Source organism: Mycobacterium sp. 236(2023), assembly GCF_029623955.1.
Classification (GTDB): Bacteria; Actinomycetota; Actinomycetes; order Mycobacteriales; family Mycobacteriaceae; genus Mycobacterium.
Window position 1 is genome coordinate 201,000 of the sequence record NZ_JARSBP010000002.1, and the last position, 15,388, is coordinate 216,387.

Here is a 15,388-nt window from a genome sequence, read left to right on the forward strand (position 1 = left end):
GTGCGGCTGCTCGGTTAGCGGCAGCGGTAGTCCAGACACACCGTCGTTCCGTCGTCTGTGCCACTGATCGTGCAGTGGTCGGCCATGGCGTGCATCAGCGCGACGCCGCGGCCACGACGATCGTTTTTGCCAGTGGCGCCGGGCTGGCGCCACGTTCCGTGGTCGGTGACGCACACGCTGAGGCAACGTGCGGTCGGCTCGAAGTCGGCGCGCACCGCCATCATGCCGACGGACGAGTGGTCGGCATACGCGTGATCCACACAGTTGGCGAGTGCCTCGTACACCGCCAGCAGGATTTCGTTCGTTTGAGAGGCAGGGACTCCGCGATCGCGCAGCCAGATGCTGAAGTCGTCACGCAGTTGCGCGGCACTGGCGGCGGTCGCCACCCCCCTCACTGTCAACTGTTCTGAGGTGGGCGACACCACCGCTGCAACACTCATGCTTTTTGCTTACCCATGTGTGCGCCGCACTAGTCACCTCAAACGGAACTTGTGACCGGGCTGCGATGCGCGGATTCCAGTGCGGTGCCTTCGATGTCAAGATCAGGCACGTACTTGTCGAACCACTTCGACCGCGCCCACATCGTGTCGCCGAGCATCGCCATGATTGCCGGAATCAAGGTCAGCCGCACGACGAACGCGTCGAGGAACACGCCGACCGCAAGCGTCAGGCCGACCGACTTGATGATCGGATCACCGGCGGCGAGGAATGCGATGAAGACACCGAACATGATCAGCGCCGCCGCGGTCACCACGCGCGCCGACAGGCCCACGCCATTACGGACCGCAACCAGTGCGTCGTCGGTGTGCGACAACTCCTCTTTGATCCGCGACACGACGAATACCTCGTAGTCGCTGGACAATCCGAAGATGATCGCGAGCGCGATGATCGGCAGGAAGCTGATCGTCTCACCCGGTGTCACCCCGAGAAGGTCTGCGCCCCAACCCCATTGGAAGATCGCGACCTGGACACCCATTGCGGCGAACACCGACAGTAGGAATCCGACGATCGAGGTGATCGGCACCAGCGCCGCGCGGAAGGCGATGGTCAGCAGGATGAACGCCAAGCCGACGACCACTGCCAGGAAGATCGGCAACGCGGTGGCGAGTTTGTCGGACGTGTCGATGTTGGACGCCGTGTTACCGCCGACGAGGAACGTCGCCCCGGTGTCGGCCACGATCGCGTCGCGGTCGGCGCGGATCTTGGTGACGAGGTCGGCCGTCGCCGTGTCGTTCGGGCCGGTCTCGGGGATGACCTGGATGACTGCCGTGCGCTGATCCCCGCCTGCCGGGGTGGCGGCCAGGACACCGTCTTCGCGGCCGATGTTGGAAGCGATGGTCTGCGCGGCGTTCGGGTCGGTCGACTGGGACAGGTCGGCCACGACGAGCAGCGGTCCGTTGAAGCCGGCACCGAGGTGCTCGGACGTCAGGTCGTAGGACTGGCGCGACGTGTTCGACTCAGGTTGCGACGAGCCACTGGGCAGGCCGAGATGCATTCCCAGCGTTGGTAATCCGATGACGATGAGGAGTGCCGATCCGCCGACGAGCAACGGTTTGCGGAAGCGGACGACGAACCGGGCCCACGCCGCACCCATTGTGCGTTGCGGGGTATAGGCGGCGACCTGGGCGACCTCCTTGGGCCGGCCGGGTTGCAGCGGCGGTTCGATGAACGCGGCGACCTTGCCGCCGGCGAACCCGAACAGCGCGGGCAGCAGCGTCAACGCGATCAGCATCGCGATGAGTACCGACACCGCGGCGGCGATACCCATGTACGTCAGGAATGGAATGCCCACCACGGCCAGACCGCACAGCGCGATGATCACCGTCAGCGCCGCGAAAACGACTGCGCCACCGGCAGTTCCGACGGCGAGACCCGCAGCATCCTGACGCGGCATCAGAAGGAGCAGGTTGTTGCGGTAGCGGTTGAGGATGAACAGGGCGTAGTCGATACCGCACGACAGTCCGAGCATCAACGCCAGGGAAAGTGAGGCCGTGGGCATGTCGACGAACGCGGCGACGACGAAGATGCCGAGCGCGCCGATGCCGACGCCGATGGCGGCGGTGAGGATCGGCAGTCCAGCGGCGACGACCGCGCCGAACGTGATGAGCAGGATCAGGAACGCCGCGCCGATGCCGATGATCTCGGGCAGGTGCGGGACGGCGACCTTGTAGCCGGGGAAGACGGCACCGGAGTACTCCACCTGGACACCGGCGTCCTGAGCCGGTTTCATCGCGTTCTCGAGTTCGGTCAGCGCGCCGTCGCTGACTTCGCCGATCGGCGCTTTCCACTGCACCGTGCCGAGTGCGACGCGCCCGTCCTGCGAAATCTGCCTGGTCTGGTTCGGCCCGGCGGCGGTGGCGATGTCGGGCAGTGTGTTGAGCTTCGCGACAGCCTCGTCGATCGGCGTCGCGAATCGCGGATCGGTGATGGCGAGGTTCTCGGGCGCAGCGAACGTGATCTGCGTCTGCGCCCCGCTGTAGTCGGGAAGCTTCTGTTGCAGCTGTTCGACGGCACGCTGCGATTCCGTGCCGGGGATCGTGAAGTTGTCGCTGGGCTCGCCGCGAAACCCGACGAAAGCGATGGCGACCCCGGCCAGCACGGCAAGCCACGTGCCGAGGACAAGCCACCGACGGCGGAAGCTGGCGGAGCCCAGAGTGAACAGAAAACGCGACATGTCCACTCTTGTGCCCCGTCGGTCGCGAAGTACGCTCAGAACCTGGTGTGATCTCGACAACGGGTCGTACGCTGGGGCGATGACGACGGTGTCAGTGACGTCATTGCCGCCGGGGCCGCGGCTGCCCGCCGGGTTGCAGGCGATGCTGATGCTCAAGTGCGGTCCGCGCTTCATCGCGGCGTGTCAGCGCCGGTACGGGTCGACGTTCACGCTGCACGTGGCGGGCATGGGGACGGCCGTCTACGTCACCGACCCCGCCGACATCAAGACGGTCTTCGCCGGCGACCCACGCATCTTTCATGCCGGAGAAGCGAATTCGATGCTGCAGGGCCTGCTTGGGGAGACGTCGGTGCTCGTCGTCGACGACGAGCTGCATCGCGACCGCCGCCGCGTCATGCTCGCCCCGTTCGCGCGTGACGCCGTCGCCGGGCAGGCGGCGGTGATGGCGCAGGTGGCCGCCGACAACATCGACGGCTGGCCGGTGGGGCGGACCTTCGCCGCGGCACCGAAGATGGCGGAGATCACGCTGGAGATCATTCTGCGCACGGTGATCGGCGCGAGCGACCCCGCCCGGTTGGCGGCATTGCGGGAGGTGATGCCGCGCGTCCTCACGGTCGGGCCGTGGGAAACCATCGCGCTCGCCGACCCGAAACTCTTGCGGTTGCGGCCGTGGCGATCGATGAGGGACGCCATCGCCGAGGCCGACCGGCTGCTGTACGAGGAGATCGCCGACCGCCGCGCCGATCCGGACCTCGACCACCGCGCCGATGCGCTGTCGATGCTGGTCCGCGCCGGGGACATGACGGACAGGGAACTGCGCGACCAGCTGATGACGCTGCTGATCGCCGGGCACGACACCACCGCGACGGGCCTGTCCTGGGCGCTGGAGCGGCTGACGCGACATCCGGAGCTCCTGGCCAGGGCGGTGCAGGCCGCGCGCGAAGGAAGGGACGACTACCTCGATGCCGTCGCCAAGGAGACGCTGCGGATCCGTCCGGTGGTGTTCGACGTCGGCCGCGTCGTGAAGGAGCCCGTCGAAATCGGCGGGCACCGCTTGCCCGCCGAGGTGATGGTGATCCCCGGCATGGTGCTGGTCCACGCCGATTCGCGGGTGTACCCGGAGGCGGACACGTTCGACCCGGACCGGATGATCGGCGCAACGCTGAGCCCGTCGTCGTATCTGCCGTTCGGCGGCGGCAATCGGCGTTGTCTGGGAGCGACATTCGCGATGGTCGAGTTCCGTGTGGTGTTGCGTGAGGTCCTGCGCCGCGTGGAATTGGAGACGACGACGGCGCGGGGCGAGCGGCGACGGCTCAAGCACGTCATCTTCGTGCCGCACCGCGGCGCCCGGATCCGGGTCAGGGCCAAACGCGCCGCGGTACTGCCTGTGGCGGACGAATCGCCCTCGTGCCCGGTGCGCGGCTTGACCTGAGGACTGGGTGTAGGGTCGAAATCGATCGAGTTTCGCAGAGGCATCCGCCGATCAATGTGCGGAGTCCGCCTCACACCACCCCAAGGGATGTAACCCATGGAATCTTCTGATCTGTTCTCGCATCGCTCAGTGCCGCAACCGATTTCGCCGCGCGACGCCACCGATGACGAGGTTCAGCTCCCGGTCTTCTCCGATCTGCCGCAGCGGGCCGGTTTCACCGATTCGCCGTCCTGAGCACCGGGATATCAGCGACGTCAATCTATGCTCTGGCCTGGGCATCTGTCCGTGCTAGCCTGTCTGCTGGATGTCCGACTGACATCTGCGATGAAATGAGAGAAGAAAAGTATGGCGCAGGGAACTGTGAAGTGGTTCAACGGCGAAAAGGGCTTCGGCTTTATCGCTCCCGATGACGGCTCGAAGGATGTGTTCGTTCATTACTCCGAAATCGGAGGGAGCGGATACCGGTCGCTGGAGGAGAACCAGCGCGTCGAGTTCGAGGTCGAGCAGGGCCAGAAGGGCCCGCAGGCCGTGCGGGTCACCAAGATCTAAGAAACTCAACGACTTACGTGGGCTGGTAGGGATTCCCTGCCAGCCCACTGTCGTTTGTCCGGACCGACTGATGTCAGTCCAGGACTGGGGCCTCACCTCGGAATCCGTCGCGATATCGTGATTTGCTCACGGATTCCGTTGGCCGTTTCCTCCGGAACTGACTCATCAGTAACAAAAGTGCCTACCCCCTTCCCCCGTGATGTTTACGCAGGGTAAACATTTAGCTCATGGGTGCGGGGACATACGTGGGTCGGGTCGGTGGGTTGGCAATCGCGCTGGGAATCGGCGCTGCGGTATTCGTAGGTGCGGGCACCGCGTCCGCCGATGACGCGGGTGGCTCGGAAGCGAAGACCAAAGCGACCACGTCGGCGTCCTCGGAGCCCGCCGCATCGCCGAAAGCCGACGCGTCCAAGCCGGACACCGAATCGAAGGCCGAAGAAGCCGCCGGAGACTCCGCTGAAGACGGCTCTGACGAGGCCGAGCCGGCCGAAGAAACCGAGGCCGAGCCGACCCGGCCCCGCTCGAAGCGTGACGCCGTCAAGCCGTCGAAATCGTCGGACGTCGAGGAACAGCCGGCCGCCGATGAGGAACCGGCCGTCGAGGAGCAGGCTGAGGACGCCCCGGCTGCGGAAGCGCCTCCGGTCGCCGAAGAACCCGCCGCCGTGGAGCCGCCAGAGACGGTCGTCGAAGTCGAGCCCGCCGTAGAGGAGGAGATCGACCCGGTCGAGGTCGTCACGAAGGAGATCGCCGCCGCGGTCCCCGAGATTCCGGCCGACGACACCGGAGACCCCGTCCTGCCCGCGCTCGCATCGCTGTTCACGTCGATCCTGTCCGCGGGGCGGGAGGCGACCAACGAGTCCCCGACATCGGTGGGCGAGCAGGTGTCGACCAGCCTGGCCGAGGCGAAGGCCACTCAGTACCCGATCCCGACCGGCGTCAAGGTCGAGGAGTGGACGCCCCCGCTGGAATGGCTGCAGAAGATCCCGGTGCTCGGGCCGCTGGTCGTGACGCCGATTGTCGGCGTGATCCATGTGATCCCGCTCGTCGGCGACATCATCCACCCGGTGATCGGTTACCCGATCGACCATTTCGCGCCTCCGGGAACGCCGCGGGCGCGCAGCTTCCGGGTGACCTCGTTCGACGGCACGCGGATCTTCGTGAACTTCATGCCCGCCAAGGGTCTGAAGGCGGGGGAGAAGGCGCCGACGGTGCTCAACGGGCCGGGCCTGGGCCTGCCCGGGTCGACGGCGCTGGAGCTGCCGAGCGACAGTTTCCTGCCCAACGATGTGATCGGTATCGGCACGCTGCGCGAGAACGGCTACAACGTCGTCACGTGGGATCCGCGCGGCGAGTGGCGCTCGGAGGGCCGGATGCAGTTGCAGTCGCCCGATTACGAGGGCCGCGACATTTCGCATCTCATCAGCGTTCTCGCGACGATGCCCGAGGTCGCGCTCGACGACGTGAACGACCCGAAGATCGGCATGACCGGTGCCTCCTACGGCGGCGGCATCCAATTGGCCACGGCCGCAATCGATCACCGCGTCGATGCGATCGTCCCCACGATCGCCTGGAACCGGCTCAACGATGTGCTGTTCGCCGATGAGTCGGTGCGCAGCGGCTGGGGAACCCTGCTGAGCACCGTGCTGGTGTTGACGCTGTCGCGGCCCAACGAGCGGATCCTGCCCGCCGCGATCGTCGGCATCCTCACCGGGCAGGTCGATCCGGACGACCTCGACCTCTTGGACGACCGCGGGTACGCCGACCAGCTCGCCGACATCACGGCACCCACGCTGCTGATCCAGGGCACCGTCGACACGCTGTTCACGCTGGGGCAGGCCGACGCAAATGCCAAGGCGCTCATCGATGCTGGGACCATCACGAAGGTCATGTGGTACTGCGGCGGACACGGCGCCTGCCTGAGCGACTTCAACGACGGTGAGCAGATCATCGGCCGCACGCTGAACTGGCTGGACCGCTACGTCAAGGATGAGGACGTCGACACCGGCGACCAGTTCGAATGGGTCGACCAGAACGGGGACTGGTTCTCGTCGGAGACCTACCCGGTGCCTAACCTGGGCACACCGATTGTCGCGCAACGCAATACGCGTCGCACGATTCCGATCATCCCGTTCCTGGGCGGTTCCGGACCGAACCCGCTCATCGTGACGCGCGGCCTGGTGCCGATCATTCTGGGCCTGCCGTCGGCGACCGGGGCGGTCAACGCCGTGAGCCTGCGCGTTCCGGACGTCACGGAGACGACGCACATCGTCGGCGCCCCGGAGCTCACCCTGACGTATTCGGGCAACGGCACCGCCAAGCACGTGTACGCCCAGATCGTCGACGACAAGACAGGTTTGGTGCTGGGCAATCACGTCATCCCGGTGCCGGTGACGCTCGACGGCGGGACCCACACGGTCACGGTCCCGATGGAACTGGTCGCTCACACGTTGGCGCCGGGTCAGTCGGTGACGGTTCAGGTCGTCGCGTCGGCCATCAACTTCCTGAACTTCTACTCGTGGGGCGCGATCTCGGTGGAGGAGATGAGCGTTTCGCTCCCGACGCTGGCCGCTGTCGGTGCCGTGGCGTCGGGGGAACCGGTCGCCGCCGCGTAGCGCCCTGGCTTCGCGCCGAAACTGAAGTTGTGCACGCGTCCACTCGAACGCTGCGTGCATATCTTCAGTTTCGGCGTGGGAACTGGTGCTTACCCGAAGCCCAGCGGCGTAGGGGCCTGACAGTGTAGTGTCGGGTCAGGCCGGTTCACGTCCGCAGTCTGTCCCTTCGAGGGCTTCCCACGTGATTGCACGAGGAGCCCCTGGCGATATCCATCGTTCAGACACCGTACGAGGCTTCTCGTACCGCTTGAGGACGTTACGTATGGCTTCACCTGATCTGCCCTCGACTACTGCGATGCCGATCGACTCGCTGTCACCGTGAACGGCATCTTGACGCCGCGCCGGGTCGCCAAGCCCATCCGGCTCTCCCTGGCCGAAGACCTCGGCGGTGAGATCGATGGCTCCTGGTGGCCACACTCGTCAATGATCGCCGCCGAACTTCCGGATCTCGTTGGGGGACTGCATAACAAGCTCGGCGAGATCGTTGATATACGCATCAATTGGTCTCCGTCCGACGGCCAGTACGAACTAGGCTCGGTCGCGACCGGGGTGCGACTGAACCGGACGAACGGTCCGCATCGGCGGCCTCGCCTCATGGTGGTTGTCGGACAGGTAGCGAGCGCGAAACTGCTTGTCATTCCAAGCATGACATCGCAGGCCCTGGGCGCCATCGTCATGCGTATGGTGGCGGGTCTGCCCACCTGGAGCGGCTCCGGGGATGCTGACCTCTTCGCGACGGCTCAGGTCGTGATCGGTGTCGCGAAGGCGGAATTGGTCAGGTGGCCGGGTGCTGCCTCGCAATGAATTCGAAGTCGTTTTACCGGAGTAACTTTCGTGATCGCGCGATGGGCGATGCGGCTGATTGGCCGATGCGGTGTTACGCTGAGATCGGATGTCTGTCGACATCCGTTGAAAATGAGAGAAGTTGAAAAGTATGGCACAGGGAACTGTGAAATGGTTTAACGGCGAAAAGGGCTTCGGTTTCATCGCCCCCGATGGCGGCGCGGCAGACGTGTTCGTCCACTATTCGGAGATCGGCGGTAACGGATACCGGTCGCTGGACGAGAACCAGCGCGTCGAGTTCGAGGTCGAGCAGGGCAACAAGGGCCCGCAGGCCGTCCGAGTGAGCGCGATCTAACAGACTCAGAACCGTCGATGTGGGCTGGTGGGATTTCCTGCCGGCCCACATTGTCATTTGTGCAAAAGCATTTGACCACAACTGGATTGATGCTCTCGCTGTAACTGAAAGGCCAGAACGTTGACCAGTGATGATGATCGGATTTTCAAGGCTTTTACCGACTTCGGTATCGACGACATCGAAGAGCATGCCTCCGTCTCCAGAAGGATGCTGAAGCGACTCAGTGACATCGACGATGGCGCCACCCCGGGCCCTCGGGGCCTAGAAGCCCGTGCGGCACTGGCCACCAGCGTCGTCGCGCATGCGGTCGTCGAACTCGAGTCCGAATTGCTGGAAGTCAAGCGACTCCTCGCAGCGAGGGTGTGAAAGTTACTGCCGCTCAGGCCTTTTGTCGTACTGCGATTCCGCAGTTGCTGCTTTGGTCACGGCTTTGGCGTGCTTGTCTGCGCGCCGCTCTTTGATGGACTTGGCGGACTTCTTGGACATGCCTTGTCGAGGAGACTTGTCAGACAAATCGGGGCCCCTTATGTCGTGGGGGCCTGGGCGGTCCCGATGGGACGACTGTACGCCCCGAATTTCGGTGCTGGGGTGTAGCGTGGATTTCGTTGGGAATCCAGTCACTCCGGGATGCGTCAGTGGTGTCTGCTGATCTCGCCGAGCAACCGCTCACGCCGGATACGCCGGTACCAACCACACGTCGGGATCACCGTGAACTCGCTACCCACCTTCGAATCCATGCTCGCGCCCGCCGTGCGTCAATCGTTCACCCAGTCGGTGCGATTTGGAGTGCTCAGTACGTTCCCGCCTACGCCATGCGGGGTCGCGCGCTTCAGCGCAGTCCTATCTCAGGCCCTGTGCGATCTGGGGTCGGACGTGGCCGTCGTTCGCATCACGGACGGCGACGTGTCGTCGAGCGACAGGATCGTCGGCGAGCTGGTGAACGACTCGCAACCGTCGGTGGCGGCGTGCATCGATCGATTGAATCAGGCAGATGTCGCTCTGATCCACTATCAGCACGGCATGTACGGCGGCGCACACGACGACGAGATACTCGCGATCGTCGCGGGATTGCGAACGCCCACGATGGTCGTCGTTCATTCGGTTTTGAAAACTCCTGCACCACACCAACGTTGGGTGCTCGAGCAACTGGTATCGGCCGTAGATCGGGTCGTCGTGATGTCGGTGGCCGCGCGGGAACTGCTGTGCAGCGATTATGGCGTCGCGCGCCACAAGGTCGTGACAGTTCCGCACGGCGGGACGATCCCGGACAGCCCGCGCCCGAGCCGTGCGGCCAGGCCGATAATTCTGACTTGGGGACTTCTGCACCGTGGGAAGGGCATCGAGCGGGTCATCGATGCCATGGAATCCCTCGACAGTGTTGCGGGTAGACCCCGCTACCTCGTCCTCGGTCAGACCCATCCGAAAGCGTTGGCCGCCGAGGGCGAGGCCTACCGGGAATCGCTTCTCGAGCGGGTGCGGTCTCGCGGGTTGACGGACTCGGTGTCGATAGACCCCCGGTATTACGACACGTCCACGCTGACTCGGCTCGTCCAATCCGCTCGTGTGGTGGTGCTGCCCTACGATTCCCGTGATCAGGTGACGTCCGGTGTCCTGGTGGACGCTATTGCGGCGGGGCGACCTGTCGTGGCGACCGCCTTCCCTCACGCGGTCGAATTGCTGTCGGGCGGTGCCGGCGTCGTCGTCGACCACGACGACCCGGAGGCGTTGGCGTCGGCGCTCCGCCGAGTCCTCACCAAACCGAGGCTGGCAGGGGAGATGGCCGCCGAAGCCCGCAAGTTGGCGACGAACATGGCGTGGCCGGTGGTGGCCGAGGCTTATCTGAATCTGGCCAGACATCTCCTCGCGCAGCGACGGGCCCTGCACTGAGTAGGTGAGAAGAGGCAGTACCGAAACGATTGACAGGAAACCTTTGTGGCTATTGCCGACATCGCTGCCTATGCGCATCTGAACGAAGAGGACATCGAGGCCCTCGGCTACGAGCTTGACCAGATCCGCGACGACATCGCCGAGTCACTAGGTGACAAAGACGCGGCCTACATCCGGCACACCATCCTCTTCCAACGCACCCTCGACGTGGTCGCTCGCGTGGTGATCGCGTGCAGTCGATCCCGGGCGATGTGGTCCATCGGTACGGCAGCGCTTGCTGTTGCGAAGTCGGTCGAGAACATGGAAATCGGCCACAACGTCAGCCACGGCCAGTGGGATTGGATGAACGATCCCGAAATTCACTCCGCGACGTGGGAGTGGGACATGGTCGCGGTCTCCGCGCAATGGAAGTACTCCCACAACTACCGCCACCATGTATTGACCAACATCGTCGGCGTCGACGACGATCTCGGGTTCGGAATCATGCGGCTGACCAGAGACGAGCCCTGGCAGCCTGCGCACCTGATGCAGCCGATCCGTAATGTCTTGCTGGCGTTGATCTTCGAATGGGGCATCGCGCTTCATGGTGTGCACGCGGAGCGGGACAGGGCCATGTCCGGTGCCGGCAAGCTGTCGCCCCCGCGTGTCGCGTTGATGCGCAAGATCGCGCGGCAGGCGTCCAAGGACTACCTCATCCTCCCGGCGCTGAGCCTAAAGCGTTGGCGCAGAACACTCATGGCGAACTTGACGGCCAACCTGCTGCGCAATCTGTGGGCCTATGTGGTGATCTTCTGCGGGCACTTCCCCGACGGGGCGGAGAAGTTCGCCAGTGACGTGCTGGAGGACGAGTCGCGATCGGAATGGTATCTACGACAGATACTCGGGACGGCGAACTTCAAGGCCGGCCCGATCCTCGCTTTCGCGTCCGGCAACCTCTGCTATCAGATCGAGCATCATCTGTTCCCCGATCTACCTAGCAATCGCTATGCGGAGATCTCGGCGCGGGTCCGGGCGGTCTGCGAGAAGTACGATCTGCCGTATACGACAGGATCGCTGGCGCGCCAGTATCTGCTGACATTGCGCACTATTCACAAACTCGCACTCCCGGACTCGCTCCTGGTGTCCACTTCCGATGATGCGCCCGAAACTGCCTCGGAGAGAAAGTTTCTCGGCGTGTCACCCGCGGCGTCCGGATCGGCTCTGCCGAAGCGAGGTCTGGGTGCGGCGCTGCGCGCGAGTGCGGGCCGGCGTCGGCGCTGACCCGGCGGGATTGCTTTCGCGGCTTAGGCGTACGTTGGGCTATATCGGGTGGCATGACAGGTGGCGATGTGTTCGGCTATCGAAAGGCTGCGGCAGGATGCTCGTGGCTCGACGCGGCCGGCCTCAGTTCGGCTGACCGTGACGATCATCGGACAGTTGCTCGCCGCCGTCGACGGCTTGCGTGGGGTCGACGCCGCGAACAGCTTGTGCGAGGCGTGCGCGGACGTGCTCGGCGTAGACGCCGCGGCGATCTCTTTGGTGTTCGACGGTGTGAACACCGCGACGCTGGGTTGCAGTAGCCCGCGCGCCAGGGAGTACGACGAACTTCAGTTCACTCTCGGGGAGGGGCCGTGTCTCGACTCGGTGGCCAGACGAACCACAGTGATGGTGGCCGATCTCGCCGACATGGCTGACCGGCGCTGGCCCGCGTATGCACCGGCGATGATGGACATGAGGATTCGCAGCGTCCATGCGGTGCCGATCGCCGTCGCGGGCGAGTACATCGGAGCTCTCGATCTGTTCCGCGGGCATCCTGGCGAGTTGACCGGCGCACAGCTCGGAGGTGCCGCCGTCGCAGCCGAGCTCGCGGGAATTCCACTTCTGGATCTGCTGGACAACGACATGCAGGCCGCCGTCAACGATCCGGGCAGTAGTGCCTGGACAGAGTTGAACGCGCTGTCGCGCGCGGAGGTCAGCCAGGCGACGGGCGTCCTCGCGGCACAGTTGCAGGTGGAGGCCGCCGAGGCGCTCATCCGTCTGCGTGCGCACGCTTTCTCGACGGGTCGCGCGGTGACGGACGTGGCCCGTGACATTCTCGAGCGCAGACTGAGACTGGAGGCTGACTGATATGCGGCCTGACGGCACTGGTAGGAGGGCGTGGTGAACAAGGAAACGCGTGAGGTCCTGGTTCTGGACGCCGTCGTGTCGTTCGTCGATCGGCTCCTCATCGACTTCGACGTAGTCGATCTGCTGACCGAACTCACGGAGCGGTGCGCGGAACTTCTCAATGTGGCGGCCGTGGGCTTTCTGCTGGCCGACCCGTTCGGCAAGCTCAGGTTTCTCGCTGCCACCTCGGAGCAGGCGCGCGAACTTGAGCTGTTCCAGCTTCAGGCTGACGAGGGGCCGTGCCTCGACTGCTTCGCGACGGGCGAACCCGTGTCGGTCACCGACCTCGAACAGGCCGTGGGGCAGTGGCCCAGGTTCGTTCCTGCGGCGTTGCGAGCCGGGTTCGCTTCGGTACACGCAGTTCCGATGCGTGCTGCCGGAGAAGCTCTGGGAGCCCTCGGACTGTTCGGAATCGCCCGCGGCGAACTGTCCGACGCGGATCGTCTGGTGGCGCAGACGCTGGCCCACATCGCGTGCGTGGCGATTCTGCAGGAGCACGCGCCGTCGACGATCGGACCCCAGCTGCGTTCTGCGTTGACCAGTCGCGTCGTCGTCGAGCAGGCCAAGGGCTTCCTGGGAGAGGTTCTCGACGTGTCTGTCGAAGAGGCTTTTGCGGTGCTGCGCGGGTATTCGCGGGACCACGGCGAGCACTTGACCGATGTGGCGCGGCGACTGATGACCGACCGGACCTCACGACCCGCGCTGCTCGCGTCGATCACCGAATTCGCGCGGAAATCAACGGGTTAGGACTTCAGTCGAGCTGCGGGCGGATACCGGCGTACAGTAGGTGTCACGGCGGTATGCCGCACGCGCCCATATGAGATCGCGTCGTCGCCGTGAACCCGGGTGCTCCTTCGGCCCAGTCGGGATGCCATGTGCACATCACGTTGATTGTTGAATATCGCTGCGCACGAGGATATTTGGGCTCTCGATGAATCGAGTTGTCGGCTCGGAGCTGGTAGTCACCGTAACGGCGCCGACGACATTGGAGTTTCAGATCGCCGTCGCGCCGCATCCCGGGGCCGATGTTCGTGAATCATTGTCGGTCCTACTCGACGGAACACCGGTGACGGCGTTGGAGGTCAGCGGAGTCCACGGCAACCGCATGCACAAGATCGACGTCGCGGCAGGCGTCGTCGAGGTCGAATACGCCGCGACGATCATCGGTCACACGGATCCTGCGCCGGTGACCGAATACGACCTGTCGATGTATCTGCGACCCAGCCGCTACGCCGAAGCGGACAAGTTCTATGGCTTCGCCGCCACCGAGTTCGGCGAGTACGCCGATTCAGCCACGCTGCTGGAGAAGGTGTCGACCTGGGTCGGTAACCGGCTGAGTTATGTTCCGGGCTCCAGTGACCCCATCGACGGCGCGGTGGACACGCTGCTCGCCGGTGCCGGAGTGTGCCGCGACTTCGCCCATCTCGTCGTCGCGATGCTGCGGGCAGTCAACGTGCCCGCGCGGGTGGTCTCGGTGTACGCGCCGGGGCTGTATCCCATGGACTTTCATGCTGTAGGCGAGGCGTTCGTCGACGGTCGATGGCGAGTCGTCGACGGGACGCTACTGGCCCCGAGGCAATCACTGGTCCGCATCGCGACCGGACGCGATGCGGCCGACACCGCCTTTCTCTCCAACCACAAAGGCGCGGTCTCGCTGGACAAGATCTCCGTCAGCGCCATCGTCGACGGAGCTCTTCCCAGAGACGACATCGGCGAATTGGTCTCCATCACATGACTAGGCAAAGGAAACAGATGACATCCTCGACAACGTTCCCAACCCCTTACGAGAAACGTGTCCAGCTCGTTCAGGACACCATCGAAGGCCACTCCGAACTCGACCGCGAGGCCGCGGGCTCATTGGCGGTGCATGTGCTACATGTCCTGGATTCGATACCTGAGAAGATGCGGTGACTGTGGTCGTGAACCTGCCCAACGGGCGGGTCGACGAATACATGAGGTTCGGTGATGCCTACGTCAAGCACGACGATGGCACGCTCGATGTCGTTCGCACCGGCGTCAAACACCCCTACACGTACGCCGCCGGTGACTGGAGCCGCGTCGAAGGTGACGAAAAGCGTTGGACTAAAGGGCGTTTCTGGCACCGCAACTGACTAGCTGTTCGGTGGACCGGGTTGGGAACTCCTTCGGGCATGTGCGCGGCGGACGGCTTCGTCCACCAGATGTTCGGCGACGACGACGAGCTTGACGTTGTCGTTCTGACTGAGATGCACGAGGCGGCCGAAGGCTTCGTCGGCGGTGGCGCCGGTGCGGCTCCGGATGATGCCGATGGCCTGGTCGATCGCCGCGCGGCTGCTCAGGGCCCGCTGCAGCTGCTCGGTGCGTTCGCGTGCTGTAGCGAGAAGCTGGGCGTTGTGCACCGACACTGCCGCGGGCGCGGCGAATCGGACACCGAGTTCGACGGCATGGTCGCCGAACGTGTCACGGCCTTTCGCATAGGTATTGATCGCGCCGATCACTTCTTCGTCGACAACGAGGGGAAGCGACAGCGCGGAGTGCACCGCCATGCGGGCCACCCTTCCACCGAAACGCGGCCACCGGTCGTCACTGCCCAGTGACCCGCTGACGATGACGCGTCCGGCCTGCATACAGGTGATGCACGGCCCTTCGCGGAGCTCCTCATATTGGACATGGTCGATGACAGTGACGAATTCAGCTGTCGAGGCGCATATCTCGATGTCGAATGCGGCGCGACTGGGCTTCTTGAGTGCGATGCTGACGCCGTCGACACCGGGGATGGCGTGAGAGGCGAACTCAGCGACGGCACCGAGTAGTTCGCCGACCGGGCGCGCGCCGGCGACGAGCCCGGCCACGCCTGTCAGGCCGGCGTGCAGGTCGATCTCGTCGGCTTCGCGTTGTGTGGCCGTGAGATCTGCTTTCGGTGCCCGTCCGGGCTGTGCGTCGAAATCAGCCATCGTGTGATCACACGGTAC

17 protein-coding genes are annotated in these 15,388 nt (G+C 64.5%); 14 read left to right on the forward strand and 3 right to left on the reverse strand.

The annotated features are described in order from the left end of the window. Positions 1 to 14: 14 nt before the first annotated feature. Both P9A17_RS03480 and P9A17_RS03485 read right to left on the reverse strand, forming a co-directional pair. Positions 15 to 440 carry an ATP-binding protein gene (locus P9A17_RS03480; RefSeq protein WP_278037212.1) on the reverse strand — a complete coding sequence of 142 codons (426 nt, stop codon included), beginning with the start codon at positions 438 to 440 and terminating at the stop codon, positions 15 to 17. Positions 441 to 478: 38 nt separating this feature from the next. Beyond that, entirely contained in the window at positions 479 to 2,674 is a 2,196-nt protein-coding gene (locus P9A17_RS03485; RefSeq protein WP_278037213.1) for an MMPL family transporter, read from the reverse strand. A 79-nt stretch (positions 2,675 to 2,753) separates the two neighbouring features. On the opposite strand from P9A17_RS03485, the gene P9A17_RS03490 reads away from it, so the two are divergent. From P9A17_RS03490 to P9A17_RS03555, 14 genes are all read left to right on the forward strand, one after another. Then, entirely contained in the window at positions 2,754 to 4,106 is a 1,353-nt protein-coding gene (locus tag P9A17_RS03490; RefSeq protein WP_278037214.1) for a cytochrome P450, read from the forward strand. A 96-nt stretch (positions 4,107 to 4,202) separates the two neighbouring features. After that, positions 4,203 to 4,340 (forward strand): hypothetical protein, encoded by a 138-nt coding sequence (locus P9A17_RS03495; RefSeq protein ID WP_278037215.1) that lies wholly within the window; start codon positions 4,203 to 4,205, stop codon positions 4,338 to 4,340. A gap of 111 nt (positions 4,341 to 4,451) precedes the next feature. Then, positions 4,452 to 4,655: a cold-shock protein gene (locus P9A17_RS03500; protein WP_024447725.1), complete on the forward strand. Its 204-nt coding sequence runs from the start codon at positions 4,452 to 4,454 to the stop codon at positions 4,653 to 4,655. Positions 4,656 to 4,882: 227 nt separating this feature from the next. After that, a complete protein-coding gene (locus P9A17_RS03505; protein ID WP_278037216.1) occupies positions 4,883 to 7,267 on the forward strand; it encodes a CocE/NonD family hydrolase in 2,385 nt (794 codons plus the stop codon). Between the two features lie 318 nt (positions 7,268 to 7,585). Beyond that, positions 7,586 to 8,071, forward strand: coding sequence for a DUF5994 family protein (locus tag P9A17_RS03510; RefSeq protein ID WP_278037217.1), 486 nt, complete (start codon positions 7,586 to 7,588; stop codon positions 8,069 to 8,071). Positions 8,072 to 8,201: 130 nt separating this feature from the next. After that, the gene (locus P9A17_RS03515; RefSeq protein WP_278037218.1) at positions 8,202 to 8,405 is read left to right on the forward strand and encodes a cold-shock protein; all 204 of its coding nucleotides are present in this window, start codon (positions 8,202 to 8,204) and stop codon (positions 8,403 to 8,405) included. A gap of 120 nt (positions 8,406 to 8,525) precedes the next feature. Further along, the gene (locus P9A17_RS03520; RefSeq protein WP_278037219.1) at positions 8,526 to 8,771 is read left to right on the forward strand and encodes a hypothetical protein; all 246 of its coding nucleotides are present in this window, start codon (positions 8,526 to 8,528) and stop codon (positions 8,769 to 8,771) included. A gap of 369 nt (positions 8,772 to 9,140) precedes the next feature. Continuing rightward, the gene (locus P9A17_RS03525) at positions 9,141 to 10,292 is read left to right on the forward strand and encodes a glycosyltransferase (RefSeq protein ID WP_278037220.1); all 1,152 of its coding nucleotides are present in this window, start codon (positions 9,141 to 9,143) and stop codon (positions 10,290 to 10,292) included. A 45-nt stretch (positions 10,293 to 10,337) separates the two neighbouring features. Continuing rightward, positions 10,338 to 11,552 carry an acyl-CoA desaturase gene (locus P9A17_RS03530; RefSeq protein WP_278037221.1) on the forward strand — a complete coding sequence of 405 codons (1,215 nt, stop codon included), beginning with the start codon at positions 10,338 to 10,340 and terminating at the stop codon, positions 11,550 to 11,552. A 138-nt stretch (positions 11,553 to 11,690) separates the two neighbouring features. Continuing rightward, entirely contained in the window at positions 11,691 to 12,398 is a 708-nt protein-coding gene (locus P9A17_RS03535) for a GAF and ANTAR domain-containing protein (RefSeq protein ID WP_278037222.1), read from the forward strand. 33 nt (positions 12,399 to 12,431) lie between these two features. Next, the gene (locus tag P9A17_RS03540) at positions 12,432 to 13,184 is read left to right on the forward strand and encodes a GAF and ANTAR domain-containing protein (protein WP_278037223.1); all 753 of its coding nucleotides are present in this window, start codon (positions 12,432 to 12,434) and stop codon (positions 13,182 to 13,184) included. 184 nt (positions 13,185 to 13,368) lie between these two features. Next, positions 13,369 to 14,172: a transglutaminase family protein gene (locus P9A17_RS03545; RefSeq protein WP_278037224.1), complete on the forward strand. Its 804-nt coding sequence runs from the start codon at positions 13,369 to 13,371 to the stop codon at positions 14,170 to 14,172. 17 nt (positions 14,173 to 14,189) lie between these two features. Continuing rightward, positions 14,190 to 14,348: a DUF6307 family protein gene (locus P9A17_RS03550; RefSeq protein WP_278037225.1), complete on the forward strand. Its 159-nt coding sequence runs from the start codon at positions 14,190 to 14,192 to the stop codon at positions 14,346 to 14,348. Further along, positions 14,345 to 14,548, forward strand: a complete 204-nt coding sequence (locus P9A17_RS03555; RefSeq protein WP_278037226.1) for a hypothetical protein — start codon at positions 14,345 to 14,347, stop codon at positions 14,546 to 14,548. The genes P9A17_RS03550 and P9A17_RS03555 overlap by 4 nt, the downstream gene beginning before the upstream one ends. Here the strand turns inward: P9A17_RS03555 and P9A17_RS03560 are convergent, their stop codons facing one another. Next, on the reverse strand, positions 14,549 to 15,370 hold the full coding sequence (locus P9A17_RS03560; protein WP_278037227.1) for a GAF and ANTAR domain-containing protein: 822 nt from the start codon (positions 15,368 to 15,370) through the stop codon (positions 14,549 to 14,551). Between the last annotated feature and the right edge of the window lie 18 nt (positions 15,371 to 15,388).

What these genes read in the sequence shown, in the direction of transcription:
- P9A17_RS03505 (WP_278037216.1), top strand. Translation starts at nt 4,883, where the DNA reads ATGGGTGCGGGGACATACGTGGGTCGGGTCGGTGGGTTGGCAATCGCG.
- P9A17_RS03485 (WP_278037213.1), bottom strand. Translation starts at nt 2,674, where the DNA reads ATGTCGCGTTTTCTGTTCACTCTGGGCTCCGCCAGCTTCCGCCGTCGG.
- P9A17_RS03525 (WP_278037220.1), top strand. Translation starts at nt 9,141, where the DNA reads ATGCTCGCGCCCGCCGTGCGTCAATCGTTCACCCAGTCGGTGCGATTT.
- P9A17_RS03560 (WP_278037227.1), bottom strand. Translation starts at nt 15,370, where the DNA reads ATGGCTGATTTCGACGCACAGCCCGGACGGGCACCGAAAGCAGATCTC.
- P9A17_RS03490 (WP_278037214.1), top strand. Translation starts at nt 2,754, where the DNA reads ATGACGACGGTGTCAGTGACGTCATTGCCGCCGGGGCCGCGGCTGCCC.
- P9A17_RS03500 (WP_024447725.1), top strand. Translation starts at nt 4,452, where the DNA reads ATGGCGCAGGGAACTGTGAAGTGGTTCAACGGCGAAAAGGGCTTCGGC.
- P9A17_RS03545 (WP_278037224.1), top strand. Translation starts at nt 13,369, where the DNA reads ATGAATCGAGTTGTCGGCTCGGAGCTGGTAGTCACCGTAACGGCGCCG.
- P9A17_RS03515 (WP_278037218.1), top strand. Translation starts at nt 8,202, where the DNA reads ATGGCACAGGGAACTGTGAAATGGTTTAACGGCGAAAAGGGCTTCGGT.
- P9A17_RS03495 (WP_278037215.1), top strand. Translation starts at nt 4,203, where the DNA reads ATGGAATCTTCTGATCTGTTCTCGCATCGCTCAGTGCCGCAACCGATT.
- P9A17_RS03550 (WP_278037225.1), top strand. Translation starts at nt 14,190, where the DNA reads ATGACATCCTCGACAACGTTCCCAACCCCTTACGAGAAACGTGTCCAG.
- P9A17_RS03480 (WP_278037212.1), bottom strand. Translation starts at nt 440, where the DNA reads ATGAGTGTTGCAGCGGTGGTGTCGCCCACCTCAGAACAGTTGACAGTG.